The 17,728-nt window shown below is 70.3% G+C and carries 15 protein-coding genes and 2 tRNA genes; 3 read left to right on the top strand and 14 right to left on the bottom strand.

Annotated features, from left to right (window positions below; genetic code table 11):
* Window positions 1-196: 196 nt before the first annotated feature.
* From MMA15_RS12705 to MMA15_RS12640, 14 genes are all read right to left on the bottom strand, one after another.
* Complete coding sequence (locus tag MMA15_RS12705; protein ID WP_241059503.1) at window positions 197-1,663, bottom strand: phytoene desaturase family protein; 1,467 nt, start codon at window positions 1,661-1,663, stop codon at window positions 197-199.
* On the bottom strand, window positions 1,660-3,753 hold the full coding sequence (locus MMA15_RS12700; RefSeq protein WP_241059501.1) for an ABC transporter ATP-binding protein: 2,094 nt from the start codon (window positions 3,751-3,753) through the stop codon (window positions 1,660-1,662). Before MMA15_RS12700 ends, MMA15_RS12705 begins: the two co-directional genes overlap by 4 nt.
* Before the next feature lie 7 nt (window positions 3,754-3,760).
* On the bottom strand, window positions 3,761-4,519 hold the full coding sequence (locus tag MMA15_RS12695; protein ID WP_241059499.1) for a class I SAM-dependent methyltransferase: 759 nt from the start codon (window positions 4,517-4,519) through the stop codon (window positions 3,761-3,763).
* 348 nt (window positions 4,520-4,867) lie between these two features.
* Complete coding sequence (locus MMA15_RS12690; protein WP_241059497.1) at window positions 4,868-5,545, bottom strand: hypothetical protein; 678 nt, start codon at window positions 5,543-5,545, stop codon at window positions 4,868-4,870.
* On the bottom strand, window positions 5,542-7,476 hold the full coding sequence (locus MMA15_RS12685) for an alpha/beta fold hydrolase (RefSeq protein ID WP_241059495.1): 1,935 nt from the start codon (window positions 7,474-7,476) through the stop codon (window positions 5,542-5,544). Before MMA15_RS12685 ends, MMA15_RS12690 begins: the two co-directional genes overlap by 4 nt.
* Before the next feature lie 300 nt (window positions 7,477-7,776).
* Window positions 7,777-7,956, bottom strand: a complete 180-nt coding sequence (locus tag MMA15_RS12680) for a hypothetical protein (protein WP_241059493.1) — start codon at window positions 7,954-7,956, stop codon at window positions 7,777-7,779.
* A 104-nt stretch (window positions 7,957-8,060) separates the two neighbouring features.
* Complete coding sequence (locus tag MMA15_RS12675) at window positions 8,061-8,234, bottom strand: hypothetical protein (protein WP_169140039.1); 174 nt, start codon at window positions 8,232-8,234, stop codon at window positions 8,061-8,063.
* Between the two features lie 639 nt (window positions 8,235-8,873).
* Window positions 8,874-9,503, bottom strand: coding sequence for a response regulator transcription factor (locus tag MMA15_RS12670; protein WP_241063167.1), 630 nt, complete (start codon window positions 9,501-9,503; stop codon window positions 8,874-8,876).
* Between the two features lie 146 nt (window positions 9,504-9,649).
* Window positions 9,650-11,068 carry a sensor histidine kinase gene (locus tag MMA15_RS12665; RefSeq protein WP_241059491.1) on the bottom strand — a complete coding sequence of 473 codons (1,419 nt, stop codon included), beginning with the start codon at window positions 11,066-11,068 and terminating at the stop codon, window positions 9,650-9,652.
* 24 nt (window positions 11,069-11,092) lie between these two features.
* Complete coding sequence (locus MMA15_RS12660) at window positions 11,093-11,905, bottom strand: ABC transporter permease (RefSeq protein ID WP_241059485.1); 813 nt, start codon at window positions 11,903-11,905, stop codon at window positions 11,093-11,095.
* A complete protein-coding gene (locus MMA15_RS12655; protein ID WP_241059483.1) occupies window positions 11,902-12,894 on the bottom strand; it encodes an ABC transporter ATP-binding protein in 993 nt (330 codons plus the stop codon). The genes MMA15_RS12660 and MMA15_RS12655 overlap by 4 nt, the downstream gene beginning before the upstream one ends.
* Before the next feature lie 368 nt (window positions 12,895-13,262).
* Window positions 13,263-13,338, bottom strand: a tRNA-Gly gene (locus tag MMA15_RS12650).
* 79 nt (window positions 13,339-13,417) lie between these two features.
* Window positions 13,418-13,489: transfer RNA gene (locus MMA15_RS12645), tRNA-Gly, on the bottom strand.
* Between the two features lie 140 nt (window positions 13,490-13,629).
* Window positions 13,630-13,947 carry a histone-like nucleoid-structuring protein Lsr2 gene (locus tag MMA15_RS12640; protein WP_074466846.1) on the bottom strand — a complete coding sequence of 106 codons (318 nt, stop codon included), beginning with the start codon at window positions 13,945-13,947 and terminating at the stop codon, window positions 13,630-13,632.
* A gap of 384 nt (window positions 13,948-14,331) precedes the next feature.
* On the opposite strand from MMA15_RS12640, the gene purS reads away from it, so the two are divergent.
* From purS to purL, 3 genes are read left to right on the top strand one after another with little or no spacing between them, the layout of a single operon-like run.
* A complete protein-coding gene (gene purS, locus MMA15_RS12635; protein WP_241059481.1) occupies window positions 14,332-14,607 on the top strand; it encodes a phosphoribosylformylglycinamidine synthase subunit PurS in 276 nt (91 codons plus the stop codon).
* On the top strand, window positions 14,604-15,290 hold the full coding sequence (gene purQ, locus MMA15_RS12630; protein WP_241059472.1) for a phosphoribosylformylglycinamidine synthase subunit PurQ: 687 nt from the start codon (window positions 14,604-14,606) through the stop codon (window positions 15,288-15,290). Before purS ends, purQ begins: the two co-directional genes overlap by 4 nt.
* The gene (gene purL / locus MMA15_RS12625; RefSeq protein WP_241059470.1) at window positions 15,287-17,653 is read left to right on the top strand and encodes a phosphoribosylformylglycinamidine synthase subunit PurL; all 2,367 of its coding nucleotides are present in this window, start codon (window positions 15,287-15,289) and stop codon (window positions 17,651-17,653) included. The genes purQ and purL overlap by 4 nt, the downstream gene beginning before the upstream one ends.
* Window positions 17,654-17,728: the final 75 nt, after the last annotated feature.

Raw genomic sequence — 17,728 nt, 5'->3', positions numbered from 1 at the left:
AGCGGGGTCACGAGCTGGGGATCTGGCTGCGGTCCGAGCCGGGATCTGGAGCCGGATCAACGGGCCGAGCCCACGGCGGCAGCAGACGGGGGCGGTCCGGCACGGTGCGGCCCGCGGTGCTCAACCACGGGGACGGGCACGGCCGTTCAGCCGCACGGATGAGACCTGCCCCGCGATCCCCGGGGCCCGCCCGCCCTCAGCGTGCCGCCGCGGAGGCGACCGGCTCCAGCGACGGCGCCCGGCGGATGCCGAAGCGGTGGCGCAGCGCCGAGAGCGCCGCCAGATGACCGCACATGCCGTGCACACCGGGCCCCGGCGGTGTCGAAGCCGAGCACAGGAAGACGTCGGGCAGCGGCGTGCGCCAGGGGTCGAAGCGTGCGACGGGCCGCATCAGCGACTGGTACAGAGTCATCGCCCCCGCGCCGATGTCGCCGCCCACGTAGTTCGGGTTGTACGTGTCCAAGTCGCGGGCCGGTACGCCGCGTGCGGCGAGCACGGTGTCCCCGAAGCCGGGCGCGTACTTCTCGATGCGTGACCGTACGAGGGCGACCGGATCGCGGGGATCGCCGTTCGGCACGTGTGCGTACGCCCACACGGGACGCCTGCCGTCGCGCGCACGTCCGGGGTCGGTGACCGCGGGGTCGACGAGCAGTACGAACGGCTCGCCGGTGGGTGTGCCCCGTACCGTCAGCCCCTCCTGCCGGGCGATCGCGGTGTGGCTGCCGCCGAGATGGACGGTGCCGGCGCGGCCCACCTCCGGGTTGGTCCACGGGATCGGTTCGGAGACGAGGAAGTCGGCCTTCGCGGCGCCCGGTCCGTAGCGGAAACGCCTCAACTGCCGTGCGTAGAGCGACGGAAGACGGTCCCCGGCGAGGTCGAGCAACTGGCCGGGCCCGGTGTCGAGCAGCACGGCACGAGCGTGGCGCAGCTCGCCGAGTGAAGTGATGCGCGAACCGGTGTGGATGGTGCCGCCGTGCGCCCGCAGGTCGTCGGCCATGACATGTGCGATGCGTTCGCTGCCGCCGCGTGGCAGCGGCCAGCCCGCGCCGTGTGCGAGATGCCCCAGCAGCAGCGCGACGGCGTCGGAGGCGAGGGTCGGCAGCCTGCCCACGGCGTGTGCGGCGACTCCCGTCAGCAGTGCCGGGGCGACGTCGCCGCGGAAGCCGCGGAGCAGCCGCCGGGGCAGCAGTCGTGCCGCCAGCAGCAGTGGTGCGGTGAGATCGTCCGGCAGTGAGCGCTGGCCGCCCATGAAGAAGTCGACGAGTCCGGTGCTGTGCTGGAGCAGCGGCTCCATGAGCTGCCGCCAGCGCGGGCCGTCCTCGCCGAGGTGGTCGCAGGTGGCGTCCAGGTCGGGGAAGGCGAGACCGGCCCGCCCGTCGTCGAGGGGATGTGCGTAACCGACTTCCGGAGCGAGGAGTTCGACCCCTCGCGCCGTCAGGTCGAACTCACGGAAGAACGGCGACGCGGCGGCCATCGGATGGACCGCCGAGCACACGTCGTGCCTGATGTCGCCGTCGAAGTAGGACTGGCAGCGCAGACCGCCGCCGACGACGTCCGCGGCCTCGTGCATCTCGACCCGCAGGCCCGCGCGTGCCAGAGTCACCGCCGCCGCGAGGCCGTTGGGCCCGCTGCCGACGACCGCCGCGTCGACGGTGGAGGTCACCGCGGGCCGCCCACGGGGGCGCCGTTCATCAGGGGAGCGGGACCCGCCGAACCGGGCGCACCGGAGGCGCCGGACGGGTCCATGGGCCAGGACGCGGTCGAAGTGGCCGCCTGGAGCTGGGAGTTGGCGAGGCGGTAGTAGAGCGGGTCCCGCTTCATCAGCTCGTCGTGCTTGCCGATGGCCTGCACACGGCCGTCGTTCATCACCACGATCATGTCGGCGTCGACGACGGTCGAGATGCGGTGCGCGATCGCGATGACGGCGCAGCGAGCGGAGACCTTGCGCAGCGTCTCGCGGAACTCGCGCTCGGAGTCGGAGTCCAGATGGGAGGTCGCCTCGTCGAGCAGCAGCACCGCGGGCTTCTGAAGCAGTGCGCGTGCGATGCACAGCCGCTGCCGCTGGCCGCCGGACAGGCCGCTTCCCTGGTCGCCCAGTTCGGTGTCGAGCCCATCGGGCAGCTCCTCGACGACCTTGGTGAGACCTGCCAGCTCGATGACCTCGCGGATGTCCTCCTCGCGGGCGTCGGGCTGTGCGTAGACGACGTTCTCGCGCACGGTGCCGCGCATCGCCGCCGTGTCCTGCTGTACGTAGCCGACGAGTCCGCGCAGCGTCGCCAGCGGCATCGTCTCGATGTCCTTGCCGCCGACGGTGATGCTTCCGGCGTCCAGAGCGTGGAAGCGCTCGATGAGCTGGAAGAGCGTGGTCTTTCCGGCGCCGGACGGGCCGACCACCGCGGTCATTCCCCGGGACGCCACGGAGAAGGTGACGTCGGTGAGGGTCTCGGCGGGCCCGGCGGCCTGCTCCCCTTCCTCGCCCTCTCCGCCGCCGGCGCCGTCCTTGCCCCCGTAGGTGAAGTGCACGGAGCGGAACTCGACGGCGTCCTCATCGGCCGCCAGCGACGACTTGACGGGCGGCTTCGGGCGGTGCCGCATCCTGTCGAGCACGCCGCCCTCCTGCGGGAGGGTGGTGAGTTCGTCGACCCTGCGGATCGCGGCACGCCCCTGCTGGAACTGGCCGATGGCCAGGAAGAACAGCACCAGCGGGGAGACCATGTAGAAGAGATACATCACGAAGGCGGTGAGGTCCGCCATCGACATCGTCCCCCGGGTCACACGGGTCATGCCGACGCCGACGACGACGGCGAGCGCCGCCTGCGTACCGACGTTCATGGCCGGCATGAACAGCGCGTTGAGGCCGTTGACCCGCACCCCCGAGTTCCGTGCCCGCCAGGCCAGCAGCCCGATGCGGTGGGTCTCGCGGTCCTCCGCGCGGGACGCCTTGACCGTCGGCAGCGCCGAGAGCGCGCGCTGCACGTCGGAGCCGTAGGCGCTGGTGTCCTCGCGGTTGACGACGGCGGCCCGGCGCACGCTGCGCGCCAGCACCAGCGAGACGCCGCTGGCGATGCCGAGGCAGGCCAGCGTGATGAGCATCATCCACACGTCGATCAGGAACATCACGACGACGCCGCCCACCACCGTGAACCCGTTGATCACGAGCTGCGCGAGGCTCTGCGACAGTGCGATCTTCGCGAGCGAGGTGTCGGCGACGGTACGAGTCAGCACGTCGCCCTGCTGCTGCTTGCTGTACGCGGCGAGGTCGACGCGCAGCAGCCGCTTGGTGAGCAGCAGCCGCACGTCGTAGACGACGTTCTCGCCCGCACGCCCGATCAGATACGACTGGAGCGCGGAGAAGGCGCCGTCGACGCAGAACAGCCCCACGAGGACGAGGATCGCCACCGTCAGCGGCTTGTTCGCGCCCGCCTGTTTGATCAGCTCGCCGATCGCGTACGGCTGCGCGAGCTGCGCCGTCACGCCGATCAGGCCGATCACGATGCCCGCGGCGAGCAGACCCCGGTGGCGCCGCGCCAGGTACCACACGGCGGCCGGGCCGCTGCCGCCGCGCCGCCTGCGTGCGTGGGCGGGGCCCAGATGCGCCTCGAGCGGTTCGTCGGCGCGGAGGGTACGGGAGCCGCTCGCGGTCCCCGTACCGGCGCCGGCGTCGGGGCCCGCGTCCGGACCGGCGCCCGTGCCCGGCGCGTCCGGTGGGTCCGGGGCGCCCTGCGTGTCCTTCGCCTCCAGGGTGCTGCTCATGCCTGGGTCACCTCGCCGTGTAGGTGCTGACGAACATGGGGGAGTCCTCCGCCCAGGGCGTCTCCTCCCAGTCCGCCCAGCGGTCGACCGGCTTCAGGCCGGCGGCTGCCGCGTACTCGTCCACCTCCTCCGGCGTGGTGAGCCGGGCCAGTTCGGAGCCGACGGAGGACTTGCCGTCCTCGAACCAGATGTGCGACGCGTGCCACAGGCTCTTCTCCTCGAAGACCGTGGAGTACGTCAGCAGCCCGGTGTTGGGCTCCGGATAGGGGATGAAGTACGAGGTGCGCTGCTGCCCCTCGTGGAGGGCGCGCAGCCCGCCGGGGTTGGACGTCTCGACGACGAGGGTGCCGCCGGGGGCGAGCCGGTCCGCGGCGTGCTGCATGACGGCCCGCTGGTCGTCGGCGTCGAGGATCATCGAGAACGTCGCGCAGACGCAGTAGACGAGTCCGTACCGCGCGTCGTCGGTGTACTTGCGGATGTCGCCGTGTACCGCCTCGACGTCGGCGTCCGCCTCCTTCGCCTTGGTGCGTAGCTGTTCCAGCATCTCGGGCGAGGAGTCGACTCCCCTTACGGGAAAGGCCCGTTGGGCCAGGGGTATCGCCACCCGGCCGGTGCCCACGCCGAGTTCGAGTGCGCGTTCACCGGGGCTGGGATGCAGGGAGGCGAGCTTGGCCACGGTCGGCTCGGTGTAGGCGCCGCTCGGAAAGATCCGGTCGTAGAAGTCTCCGAACTGCCGCCCGTAGCCTATGTCGTCCACAGAGCTCATCAGGGCCCCCTCTCGGTCTCGTTGTGCGGGCCTTCCGCTGTGCTTCGTTTGCGCCCGCCGGCTTCCTGACTGCGTGAGTGCCGAAGTGCCTGCCGGGCGGTGCGGCTTACTTCTTCTTGCTGTTCTTGGAGACGTTCAGCGCGATGGCCGCGACGATGACGATGGCGATGACGGAGATGACGATCGAGCCGGTGGACATGTGCATCGACCCCTTCCGGGAATCAGTCGGTTCACCCGCCCCCTCGGGTACGGGGGCGGACATCTGTGCGTGTGCTGCGGTTCGGGCCGGTCGGGCCTCGGGCTGGTCGGGCCTCTGGCTGGTCGGGCCGGGCGACCGGCCGGGGCTGGTCAGGCCGGTTGTGCGGGAACCTCCCCGCGTGAGTCGTCGCGTATGTGGGATTCGTAGGACGGCCGCCCCGAGCCGAGGGCGCCCTCGCCGTCGCCCTGCGACTCGTCCGGTGCCGTCATCGGGGTGTACGGGGAGACGAAGACGACCTCGGGATCGGTCTCCTCGTAGCCGGTGGCCCGTACGAGCGTGAACTGGAAGCCCTTCACGCCCTCCGCCGCGCCGTCCTCGCGGATGCGCTGGCGCAGGAAGCGGACCAGCATTCGGTAGGAGGGCAGCTTCTTCATCCCGCCGAAGCCCTTGTCGAGCTGGGTGGTCAGTTCGGTGACGATGTCGAAGACGGCCTTCTCGGGCCTGCGTCCGGGGAACCAGAAGATCTGCGTCAGCTTGCGGCCCACGATCACCTCGACCATCCGCCAACTGGACGTCTCGCCTTCGTGGTTCAGCGTCCGGTAGAGGATGTGGTAGTCGTGCTGCGCCGGAGTGGGCGCGAAGAAGCGCCAGTTGGGGAAGAGCGCCGAGAAGATGTCCATCTTCTGCGCCCTGTTGAACAGCGGGTTCGGATGCTGCGCCGAGAGCGTGCCGAGCAGCAGTGCCGCCCCGGCGGCCCGGGTGAGGCCGCCCGGTCCCGTGAAGGCGCGGGAGAGAGCCGAACGGGCTCCGCTCTGGGTGGTGGTCATCGTGCCTCCTTGGACTGGTTCCCCTTGGACTGACCGCCCTTGTTCCGGGCGCCCCCGGCCTGGCTGCTCCCGGCCCGGCCGTCCTGTGCGGCCTCCGCCTCGCGGAGGAAGTCCAGAATCCGGCGTCCCACGTCGCCGCCGAGGCGGGCGTCCGTGAGCATCGTGTCGTGGTCGGCGCCCTCGATCACCGAGTTGTGTACGACGCGTCCCCCGCCGCGGTGTGCGGCGCCCAACTCGTTGTGCATCAGGAGCTGTTCGGGGTCGCGGTCGACGGTCCGCTGCGCCGACAGCACCAGCGCGTGCGCCTCGATCGCCGGCAGGTCCCCCTCGAAGCGGCGGAAGTCGGCCTCCGTGGCGTCCCATTCGCGCATGCCGGTCTGCCACAGCTTGCTGTCCGCGTACTGAGCGAACGCCCGGCTGCGTACCTCCGCGGGCAGGTCGTGCACCCACTTGGGACGTACGAGCGTGGCACCGAGCCCGGCCCGCAGGCTGCGCGTGAACATGTTCAGCCCGTCCTTCAGCCGGTCCGCGGCCTCCTGCTGCTGCTTGGAGCGGGTCAGCTCGTCCGGGTGGGAACTGTCGAGGTAGATCACGCCCTTTACGCGGCCGCCGAGTTCGACGGCCGCACGGCGTGCGATCTCACCGCCGAGCGAGTGCCCCGCGAGGTAGACGTCGCGGCCCTCGGCCACCGACCCCCGTACCAGGTCGACCAGATCGTCGACCGACTCCTGGAGGGTGTACGGCCCTGTGCTGCGGCGCTTGCTCGGCCCGTACCCGGCGCGGCTGTAGGTGATGATCCCGTAGTCGCTCTCCTCGACGAGCTTGTCGGTGACCCAGCCGAAGTGCTCCGTCGTGGAGATCATCCCGGTACCGAACACCAGCACCGGTGACCTCTCGTCGTCGGAGATCCGCTCGTTGTAGTGGAGTTCGTTGCCGTGGCGGCTGGTGAGCACCTTGCCGTGCGGCCAGGGGTCGGTGGCGCGCATCCTCCGCATCGCCGCGAGGAAACCCGCAATGGTCACACCGATGGCGGCCATGGAGGCGGTGGCCTTCAGCATGCGGTCGTCGCGGCCCGCGACCGCCGGGTGGTCCTTGGGCGCGCTGGTGTAGGCGACCATCGGGTGCATCGCCTCGAAGGCGGTGACGAAGCGGCCGAGGCCCATGAAGTAGCCGTTGGCCAGATGGAAGGCCGCGGCGCTCGCCATGAACGGCCGTGCCAGCGCACCGCCTTTGGCGTACGCCACTGGGAACAGGCACTCCAGGGCGAGCACGCCGTGCGCGAGATAACGGGAGGGCACCGGGTAGCGGTTGGTCAACTTCCACAGGCCCTCGTGCCCGTAGGTACGGGTGCGCATGATGCCGTTGAGCGCGGAGCCGTCACGCCAGGGCTGCCCCAGCAGCTTCACCCAGCCGGAGACCAGATAGGACAGGTTCGCCTGTAGGGCCACGTACCACAACAGCGCGTCCTGGACGGCGGGTTGGGTGGAGAGCCGGGCCAGTCCGGCGGCCGTCTGGACGAACGAGGAGACCTGGTCGGAGCCGTCCGTTCCGTAGCGGTGGCGCGGATAGAGGGCGGCGTTGCTCACGCCGAGAAAGACGTTGGCGGCGCCCCGCCAGCGGGAGTTGCCGGGGGCGAGCAGCGCGGCGCTCGCCGCGATTCGCGCGATGTGCAGTGCCTGCGTGGTCCGTTGATTTCCTACGGCGTCCAGAAAGCGCCTGGTGGGACGCGTCGACGAGGCGTGCATCTTCCGCGCGATCGTCCAGTCGTTGAGCCCTCCGCGGCGTATCTGCCGCTGGTGGGTGATGTATTCGAGACTCGATGTGAGCGAAGTCATCGCCGTCAGCCGCTCGGAAATTGCAAGCGCACGGCTACGGGAGATCGGGACCGGCCCGAGAAATGTCGAGGTCAGCTTTTTGGCAAGCGATTTCACGTCGGTCTCCTCGGTACCGGTCCCGGAGTGGGGGGTGGCGGTCTGAGTCGCGGTGAATGACGGGAGGGCGTGGTGCGAAAGTCGAGGTCGCGTCGGCCGCGAAGACAACTGCGGAGAATCGGGGAATAGTGAGCAAATAACCGGCAGTTGGTCTGGGCCGACTTGAAAGAAACCTTCATCGATGATGGTGTTACCCGGTCGGCCGGTGTCAGGACCGGCCGACCGGGCGGAGCCCCGTCTCATACGGCCGCGTAGAAGGGGGTACCACGAGGCCGCGTGATCAGTGGCTCAGTGGCTGGATCAGCTGTTGCCCTGCTCGAAGGCGGCAACCGTCGCCGAGGCGATGGCGACGCCGCCGAGGAAGGCGCCGGGGGTGCCCATCACCGGGGTGTAGTCGGTGAAGATGACACCCTCGGCGTCGTTGATCTCCACGGCGGAGATCTCCGCCGACTCGTTGATGTGCGAGGTCACATCGATCATGTGCGCACTCCTTCTGTTCTGAGCCCTACGGAACGCCGCTGTCCCGTGGAGGGCGAATGGTCGACGGCCGGACCGAGTTGACCGGCCGCGTGTCGTGCCGGTGGTCAGCCGACAGCCTTGCCGGCGGCGTACGCGCCGGTCACGACGGCCGCACCGCCGACGAAGGCACCCGCGAGAGCGGGGGTGGCGAGGACCGGAGCCGCTTCCTCGGCGATCTCGCCGGCGTGCTCCTCGTGGAGCTGGTCCTGAATCTTCAGGTTCAGCTTCTCTTCCAGCATGGGATTCCTCCGAGCTTGTGAGACATGACTGGCTGTTCCTCGCGAAAGTGGTCGAAGCCAGGAAGCTCAGGGTGGTCACCGGGCGCGGGTCCCCCGTCGGTTGAGCTTTCGGTCGTCACCGTAAACTTCAGCGAAGCGGGTCCAGCGCACGCTTGCCTCCCCGTGAATGCCCAGGTTCGCTTCCGCAGGGATGAAGATGCCAGCACGGGATGCGCGGCAGAAGAGGAATCCGTGACAGTTTGTTGCAGCGCAATGCGACAGCTTTATGCCACGGCTGATAATGGCCTGGACCTATTCGTTACCGGTCAGTGCCTGTTTTCCAGGTTCCCGGCGGCCATGCTCAAGTAAACCTCAATCTTTGAGAATTGGCACGGGGGTACGCAAGGGATAGGGAGAGATATCCGCATCGCAATGCTTTCCCCGGCTTCGACCCGAGAAACTGGATCGTCCGAATTCGCCCCGTGTGAGCGGCTGTCGGAGCAGGCGGGCGGTACCCGCCGACCACTGCGCGCCCGGGGCCCGTCGCGTGCTGGATGTCACGACGGCGCCAACCGACGTGAGTCCGCGGCCGGTTGAGCATCCGTGCCCGGCCGCCGAGTGCCGTCCGCCCCGCCAGCCCCGCGAGCGTCCGGCGGCGCCTCAGAGCCAGCCGCGCTCGCGCGCCATGCGTGCCGCCGCGTGTCTGTTCTCCGCACCGAGCTTCGCGGTCGCCGCCGAGAGGTAGTTGCGTACGGTGCCGGGCGTGAGCGAGACGCGCTCGGCGATCTCCGCCACGGGGGAGCCGTTCGCCGCCAGGGCGAGCAGCTCGGCCTCGCGGGCCGTCAGCGGGGAGTCGCCAGTGCTGATCGCGTCGGCCGCCAACTCCGGGTCCACGTAACGGGTTCCCTCGTGCACGCTGCGGATGATCTCCGCGAGCTGCTGCGCGGAGGCGGTCTTCGGGACGAAGCCCCTGACGCCTGCCGCGAGAGCGCGCTTGAGATGGCCCGGACGGGCGTGGCTGGTCACGATCATGGTCCGGCACGAGGGCAGTTCGTCACGCAGGTCCGTGGCGACCTGCACGCCGTCCGCGCCCGGCATCTGCAAGTCCAGTACGGCCACGTCGGGTTCGTTCGCGCGGGCCATCGCCAGCGCCTCAGGCCCGGACGCCGCCTCGGCGACGATCGTCAGGTCCTCCTCCAGCGCGAGAAGCGCGGCCAGCGCGCCCCGGATCAGATGCTCGTCGTCGGCGAGCAGAACGCGGATGGTGCCGGGCGGCCGGCCGCCGGGCACGGACTCGGGCCCGGCGCTGGACTTGGCACCGGACTCGGCCCCGGACCCGGAGTGGGCCGCGGCACCGGATGCGGCTTCGCCGCCGTGCCCGGAGCCGGGCACGCAATCCCGCTCGCCTTCCCGCTCCGGCTCGCTGTTCGCGCTGCTCACTCCGCCGTGTCCTTCCCGTCCGTACCACCGGTGGGCTCCGCGGAGTCACCGGCCTGGGTGCCACTGCGGCTGCGGCTGCCGCTGCCGCTGCCCGCGCCGCCGTCCGTACCGGCGCCGCCGTCCGTGCCAGTGCCGCCGTCGGTGCCGGGCGCGGCCTCGCCTCCGGCGCCGTGCGCCGTCGCCAGCGGGACCTCCGCCCTCAGCCGGAACGTACCGCTCTCGCCGACCCGTTCGGCCCGCAGCGTGCCCCCGACCCCGTCGAGTCGCTCCCGCAGCCCCGCGAGCCCGGAGCCGCTGCGCCCGCCGCCCGGACCGGCACGTACACCGTCGTTCTCCATGACCAGCAGCGCACTGCCGCCCGAGGAGTCCGTGCCCACCCATACTGTGCACCACGTGGCGTCCGCGTGCCGCAGCACATTCGTCGCGCCCTCCCGTACGACCCAGCCCAGCGCGGCCTGCACGGGTGCCGGAAGACGCGAACCGCCGTTGTCCGTACGGCAGTCCACCCCGGCGGCGCGCAGAATCCCGCGGGCGCCCGCGAGTTCGGTCGGCAGATCCACCTCGCGGTAGCCGCGCACCACCGCACGCACCTCCGACTGCGACTCACGGGCGATGCGCTGCACCTGCGTCATCTGCTCCACGGACGCCTCAGCGGACGTCCCGCGCTGGGCGAGCTGCGCCGCCAGTTCGCTCTTGAGCGCGATCGCGGAGAGATTGCGTCCCATCACGTCGTGCAGATCGCGGCTGAAGCGCAGCCGCTCCTCGGCGACCGCCAGCCTCGCCTGTACGCCCCTGGCCTCCTGAAGCTCCCTGATCACGGCGATGTACCAGGCCGAGGAGCGCCCGGTGAACACCGAGATGAGCCCGCCGAGCCCCGACACGATCGCCGCCGCCAGCACCCGCGACCACTCCATCCCCGCCGCCGCCAGTGCGGCCGGTGCCGCGGCGATATAGCCGCACAGCGCCAGCGCCGCCGTACGGCGCGGCACCGCCACGCCGAAAGTCACCGCGAACGGCGCCAGCGTCCCGTACAGCGCCAGCCCCACGGTCAGCGCGCCCTCGACCGCGTCCAGCGCGACGAGCGCCACGGTCAGCGCGGTCATCGCCCCGACGAGCGACGCGGGCAGGACGAGCTGTGTGCGCCCGACGGTGCGCGTCCCCAGATAACTGTCGAGGGCCTGGTGCAGCACGCCGGTACAGAGCATGCACTGCACCAGGCCCATGCCGAGCACGGTCCAGGCGAGGGCCGAAGGCAGAGGCTCCGGGCCCGAGTTGGGCACGAGCTGTGCGACGAAGCCGATGAGGATGACCCAGGCGTAGGCCACGAGCATCCAGCGCGTCGACGCCTCGACCTGCTCGTGGCTGCTGCGCTCCCGCCAGCGGCGGTACTTCGGGGACACCCACCAGCCGATCACGTGCCCATGCTCCTCGTCCTCCGTCTACCGCCGCGGCTCCCAGGGGAACCAGCGCCGTACGGCGAGCGTGCCGAGGACGATCCACACCACCAGCACGACGAGTGCCTTGACGGTGTCCGCGCCGCTCAGGGTGCCCACCCAGCCGTTGCGTACCAGCTCCATGGTCGGCGACACCGGCAGCAGGGAACACACGTTGGCGAGCGCGTCCGGCATCACATCCAGCGGGACCACGACACCGGACCCCACGAAAGAGATCGCCATGAACGGGAACGTGGTGATCTGCGACGCCTCCGTGGTCCGTGTGAAGGCGGCCGACACCGCGGCCAGCAGCACCATCAGCACCAGTCCCAGCAGCACGCCCGCGACGACGAGTTCGGGCCGCTCCGGCGGGGCGAGGTCGAGCACGGCCGCACCGCCGGCCAGCAGCAGCGCGCACTGCCCGAGCGCCAGCACCAGCGACGGCAGCGCGCTGCCCGTCAGGATCTCGCCGTCGCTCGCCTCACCGGTGCGCAGCCGCTTCAGCACCAGCTCCTCGCGCCGGGTGACGTAGATGCCGGTCAGATTGGCGTAGACGGCGAAGACCAGCACGTACCCGATCGAGCCCGGGATCAGCACCGTCCCCATCGAGAGGCCGGTGCCCTTGAGGTTCATGCCGCTGATCGTCTGCCGCATCAGGATCGTGAGCAGTACGGGAGTGGCGAGTGCGACGAAGAGCATCGCCTTGTTGCGCATCAGCAGCGTCAACTCGGCTCGTCCCAGGGCACGCAGGCGCCGCCCCATCGCCGAAGTGTCCACCCTGCCCGGTGCCTTGACCGTGGCCGCGTCCGTGGTGCTCATACCCGCTCCACCTCCATCTCGCCGCCGGCCGGGCCGTCCTGGCTCGGTGCGGCGCCGCCCGGCCCCTGGCCTTCGCCCGTCTCCTCCTCCGGCCGTTGCGCTATCTCCAGGAAGACCTCCTCGAGCGTGGCCGTACGGGCGTGCAGCCCCGGCAGCTCGACCCCGGACTGGCGTGCCCACAGCAGCAGATCGGTGAGCGCGTCCTGGAGCCGCGGCGTACGGATCTCCACGCGACCGCCCTCGTTGACGGCGGCCGGCGGCAGCGTCGGCGGAAGGTGATGCGGCGCGAGACCGGCCGGCAGCGTGAAGCGGATGCTCGACGGGCGCTCCGCGACGACCTGTTCGGGAGTGCCGGCGGTGACGATGCGCCCCGAGCGCATGATGGCCAGCCGGTCGGCCAGCTCCTCGGCCTCCTCCAGATAGTGCGTGGTCAGCAGCACGGTCGTGCCCGCCCTGCGCAGCTCACGCACCAACTCCCAGGTGTCGCGCCGCCCTTCGGGGTCCATGCCGGTGGTCGGCTCGTCCAGGAAGAGCACCTCGGGGTGCCCGACGAGCGCCATCGCCAGGTCCAGTCGCCGCCGTTCACCGCCGGAGAGCTGCTTCACGCGTACGTTCGCACGCCGGTCGGAGAGCCCGACCTGGGCCAGCACCTCACGGATGGGACGCGCGTCGCTGGTGCAGCCCGCCCACATCCGAATCGTCTCGGTGACCGTCAACTCCGAGGGAAAGCCGCCCTCCTGAAGCATCACGCCAGTGCGGGGCCGCACGGCGGTGCGTTCCGAATACGGGTCGAATCCGAGCACCTTCACCTTGCCGCCGCTGGGGCGCGCCAGGCCCTCCAGCAGTTCGACAGTGGAGGTCTTGCCCGCTCCGTTGGTGCCCAGCAGCGCGAAGATCTCGCCCTCCCGTACGGAGAACGAGACGCCTCGCACGGCTTCGAAGCCCTTCGCGTATCGCCGTTTGAGTCCGTCGACCTCGATCGCATCCATGTCCCTCAGTCTTCCGTGTGGCCCGGCGGTTGCCCGGTGCGCGCTGTCACGAGTGCGTATGACGAACCTCATACGCAGGCAAGGAGGCTTGCACACGAGGGGCCCGCGGGGGTGGCGGTTGGAATATGCCGGGGAGGGCGAGATCCGGGGGCGAGATCCGGCGAGGGCGCGGCGGGGCGGCTCCCGACGGCGCCGCGTTTCCGGCCGCCTCGGGTCCCGAGGCGCCGCGTATCCGCGTATCCGCGCTCCGGTTCCGTCCGCAAGGGTTCTCTTCCGCGGTGGTTCCCTCGCCCGGGGCAGTTCCGCATGGAAAAGGAGAAGCCCCGGTCCGCGACCGGGGCTCTCTTATCTCTTGCGCTGTGAATCTCTGGAGCGGACGACGAGGCTCGAACTCGCGACCTCAACCTTGGCAAGGTTGCGCTCTACCAACTGAGCTACGTCCGCCTGCTTCCATCCGGCTCTCACCGAATGGCGCGCCCCCACTGTACCTGATCGTTTCCGATGCCGGTCCGGCGAGGACGAGAGCGGGTGACAGGAATCGCACACTGCGCCTCCCCCTTGGAAAGGGGGCGCTCTACTACTGAGCTACACCCGCGCGTTCCGCGAGGTTTCCCTTGCGGCGACGGGCCCGACTCTAGCGGATCAACCGGGGTGCCTGGCAAGTCGGGCCGCCCGGCCCGCAGTACGGATGCGTCCTGCGGGCCGCAGGCGTGCCGCGAGGGCCGGGCGCCGGGGTCAACGGGAGGCGTTGAAGGCGTCGTAGACCTTCTTCGGGATGCGTCCGCGGGCGGGCACCTCGAAGCCGTTGGACTCGGCCCAGGCGCGCACGGCGCGGGGGTCGGGGGCTACCGAGGTGCGGTGGTACGCCTTGCCCGACTTCGCACGCTTGCGCCCGGCCTCGACGAAGCGGGCGAGGTCCTCGCGCAGCTTCTTGGCGTTCTCGATGTTGAGGTCGACCTCGTACGACTTCCCGTCGAGCCCGAAGGAGACCGTTTCCGATGCTTCTCCGCCGTCGAGGTCGTCGGAGAGGGTGACCACTACACGTTGTGCCACGGATATCGGACCTTCCATCAGGATCACGAATTGGATCACTCGATTCTCCGCGCTGACATGGGAAGACCATGAGGAGACACGGGTGATCCACGGGATTGGGGTTGGGGCTTTTTCTTTTGTACAGCCGATGGCTTTGCAGAGTGAAGCGAGAGTATTTCGGCTCGCGTGTCAGACCGCAATCGGGACCATACTTTTTTCACGGCATTTTTCCCAGAGCTCCGGGCCGGTGACTTGCCGCCGGTGCCCGGAGGAAAGCGCATGCGGCGAGTTGGGAGGCCGCATATCAACGCGCGTAGATTCCAGCGCCCGGTAGGGTGGCGAACGCGTTGCTTCGCTGGCAGCACGCACTATCGCTCAGCATCATCACCATCACCGGGAGTACCTGTGGCTCGCGTCGTAGTCGACGTCATGCTGAAGCCGGAGATCCTCGATCCGCAGGGACAGGCGGTGCAGCGCGCACTGCCACGTCTCGGGTTCGAGGGCATCGAGGGCGTACGCCAGGGCAAGCGCTTCGAACTGGAGGTGGCCGATCCTGTCACCGAAGAGGCGCTGGCCCGTATTCACGAACTGGCGGGCACGTTCCTCGCGAACACCGTGATCGAGAACTACACCGTGCGCGTCGAGGAGCCCGCCCGGCGCGAAGAGGGGGCCGCCGCGTGACCGGCGGTCTCGGACGCATCGGCGTCGTCACCTTTCCCGGGTCGCTCGACGAGCGCGACGCACGCCGTGCCGTCGGCCTCGCCGGCGGCGAGCCCGTAGAGCTGTGGCACCGCGAGAAGGATCTGCGCCAGGTCGACGCCGTCGTGCTGCCGGGCGGCTTCTCCTACGGCGACTATCTGCGCTGCGGTGCCATCGCACGCTTCTCGCCCGTCATGGAGCCGCTGCTGGAGCAGGCGCGTGCGGGCATGCCCGTGCTCGGGATCTGCAACGGCTTCCAGGTGCTGTGCGAGTCCCATCTGCTGCCCGGGGCGCTGACCCGCAACGACCATCTGCACTTCGTCTGCCGCGACCAGCGGCTGCGGGTGGAGACCGACGGCACGGCCTGGACGGGCGACTACGAGACGGGCCAGGAGATCACCGTTCCGCTGAAGAACGGCGAGGGAGGCTACGTCGCCGACGAGCGCACCCTCGACGCGCTGGAGGCCGAGGGCCGCGTCGTCTTCCGCTACGTCGGCGGCAATCCCAACGGCTCCCGGCGCGACATCGCGGGCATCTCCAACGAGGCCGGGAACGTGGTCGGCCTCATGCCGCACCCCGAGCACGCCGTCGAGACCCTCACCGGTCCGACGACCGACGGGCTCGGCTTCTTCACCTCCGTACTCAAGAGGCTGGTCACCGCATGACAATCACGCCGCAGACGGACCCCGCCGCTGCCGGCAAGGCCGGTAACGCCGGTGAGGCCGCCACGGCGGACACGGCACCCACGGGCCGCACCGCGCTCGACACCGTCGAGCACGCGGCGCGCACCCCCGGCGACGAGCAGCCGTGGGCCGAACTCGGCCTCAAGCAGGACGAGTACGAGCGCATCCGCGAGATCCTCGGCCGCCGCCCCACGGGCGCCGAACTGGCCATGTACTCCGTGATGTGGTCGGAGCACTGCTCGTACAAGAGCAGCAAGGTGCATCTGAAGCAGTTCGGGGAGAAGGCCCCTCAGAGCGACGCGCTGCTCGTCGGCATCGGCGAGAACGCGGGCGTGGTCGACATCGGCCAGGACTACGCCGTCACCTTCAAGGTCGAGTCGCACAACCACCCCAGCTACGTCGAGCCCTACCAGGGCGCGGCCACCGGCGTCGGCGGCATCGTCCGCGACATCCTCGCCATGGGCGCCCGGCCCGTGGCGGTGATGGACCCGCTGCGCTTCGGTGCCGCGGAGCATCCCGACACCAGGCGGGTGCTGCCCGGCGTCGTCGCCGGCATCGGCGGCTACGGCAACTGCCTCGGGCTGCCCAACATCGGCGGCGAGGCGGTCTTCGACGACTGCTACCAGGGGAATCCGCTGGTCAACGCCCTGTGCGTGGGCGTGATGAAGCACGAGGACATCCATCTCGCCCAGGCGTCGGGCGCCGGCAACAAGGTCGTCCTCTACGGGGCCCGTACCGGCGGCGACGGCATCGGCGGCGTATCGGTGCTGGCCTCCGAGACGTTCGAGGAGACCGACCCCGAGAAGGGCCCGGCCAAGCGGCCCGCGGTCCAGGTCGGCGACCCCTTCCAGGAGAAGCTGCTCATCGAGTGCACCCTGGAGATCTTCCGGGAGAGGCTGGTCGCGGGCATCCAGGACCTGGGCGGTGCCGGGCTGTCGTGTGCCACGTCCGAGCTGGCCAGCGCCGGCAGCGGCGGCATGCGCGTCGAGCTGGACACCGTGCCGCTGCGCGACTCGTCGCTCTCCCCCGAGGAGATCCTGATGAGCGAGTCGCAGGAGCGGATGTGCGCAGTCGTCGAGCCGGACAAGGTCGGCCGCTTCCTGGAGATCTGCGAGAAGTGGGACGTCATCGCCACGGTCATCGGCGAGGTGACCGAGGGCGACCGGCTGGAGATCTACTGGCACGGCGAGCAGATCGTCGACGTACCGCCGCGCACGGTGGCGCACGAGGGCCCGGTCTACCACCGTCCCTATGAACGGCCGCCCTGGCAGGACGAGTTGCAGGCCGACGACGCGGCGGCGCTGCCGCGTCCGGGCACGGGCGACGAGCTGCGCGCGGCCGTGCTGGAGATGCTCTCCTCGCCCAACCAGGCGGCGAAGTCCTGGATCACCGACCAGTACGACCGCTACGTACTCGGCAACACCGTGCTGGCGCAGCCCGAGGACGGCGGCATGATCCGCGTCGACGACGGGACGGGCCTCGGCGTCGCGGTCGCCACGGACGGCAACGGCCGCTACGCCAAGCTCGACCCGTACACGGGCGCACAGCTCGCGCTGGCCGAGTCGTACCGCAATGTCGCGGCGACCGGCGCGCGTCCGCTGGCGGTCACCGACTGCCTCAACTTCGGCTCGCCGGAGGACCCTTCGGCGATGTGGCAGTTCGCCGAGGCGTGCCGGGGCCTGGCCGACGCCTGCCGCGAACTGGGCACGCCGGTGACCGGCGGCAACGTCTCCCTCTACAACCAGACCGGCGACGCGGCGATCCATCCCACGCCGGTCGTGGGCGTGCTCGGCGTCATCGACGACGTGGCCCGCCGCACACCGATCGCCTTCGCGCAGGAGGGCCAACTGCTCTATCTGCTGGGCGACACCCGGGAGGAGCTGGGCGGCTCGGCGTGGTCGCAGGTCGCGCACGGCCATCTCGGCGGGCTGCCTCCGGCGGTCGACCTGGAGCGTGAGCGTCTGCTCGCGGACATCCTGATCGCGGCCTCCCGCGACGGGATGATCGACGCCGCTCACGATCTGAGCGACGGCGGGCTGATCCAGGCGCTCGCGGAGTCCTGCCTCAAGGGCGGCAACGGTGCGCGGGTGGTCGTGCCGGACGGGCTGTCGCCGTTCGTCTTCCTCTTCTCCGAGTCGCAGGGGCGTGCGCTGGTCGCGGTCCCGCGCAGCGAGGAGGTCCGCTTCAACGACATGTGCTCGGCCCGGGGTCTGCCGGCGGCGCGCATCGGTGTCGTGGACGGCGAAGAGATCGAGGTCCAGGGGCAGTTCAGCGTCCCGCTGAGCGAGCTGCGCGAGGCGCACGAGGGTGTGCTCCCGGCGCTGTTCGGCGATACGGCGGCCTGACGGCTGGAGTACGCGACCGCCGGGGGTGACGCGACCGCCGGGAGGCGCGAGGCGGAAGCCGCCCGTCGCGGACGC

Source organism: Streptomyces marispadix (assembly GCF_022524345.1).
In the GTDB taxonomy this organism is placed as follows: Bacteria; Actinomycetota; Actinomycetes; order Streptomycetales; family Streptomycetaceae; genus Streptomyces; species Streptomyces marispadix.
This window is presented reverse-complemented; position numbering and strand designations above follow the sequence as displayed.

Excerpts from the sequence above, each read along its gene's own strand:
- MMA15_RS12700 (WP_241059501.1), bottom strand. The coding sequence starts at position 3,753 with ATGAGCAGCACCCTGGAGGCGAAGGACACGCAGGGCGCCCCGGACCCA.
- MMA15_RS12695 (WP_241059499.1), bottom strand. The coding sequence starts at position 4,519 with ATGAGCTCTGTGGACGACATAGGCTACGGGCGGCAGTTCGGAGACTTC.
- MMA15_RS12690 (WP_241059497.1), bottom strand. The coding sequence starts at position 5,545 with ATGACCACCACCCAGAGCGGAGCCCGTTCGGCTCTCTCCCGCGCCTTC.
- MMA15_RS12680 (WP_241059493.1), bottom strand. The coding sequence starts at position 7,956 with ATGATCGATGTGACCTCGCACATCAACGAGTCGGCGGAGATCTCCGCC.
- MMA15_RS12675 (WP_169140039.1), bottom strand. The coding sequence starts at position 8,234 with ATGCTGGAAGAGAAGCTGAACCTGAAGATTCAGGACCAGCTCCACGAG.
- MMA15_RS12660 (WP_241059485.1), bottom strand. The coding sequence starts at position 11,905 with ATGAGCACCACGGACGCGGCCACGGTCAAGGCACCGGGCAGGGTGGAC.
- MMA15_RS12655 (WP_241059483.1), bottom strand. The coding sequence starts at position 12,894 with ATGGATGCGATCGAGGTCGACGGACTCAAACGGCGATACGCGAAGGGC.
- purL (WP_241059470.1), top strand. The coding sequence starts at position 15,287 with ATGACAATCACGCCGCAGACGGACCCCGCCGCTGCCGGCAAGGCCGGT.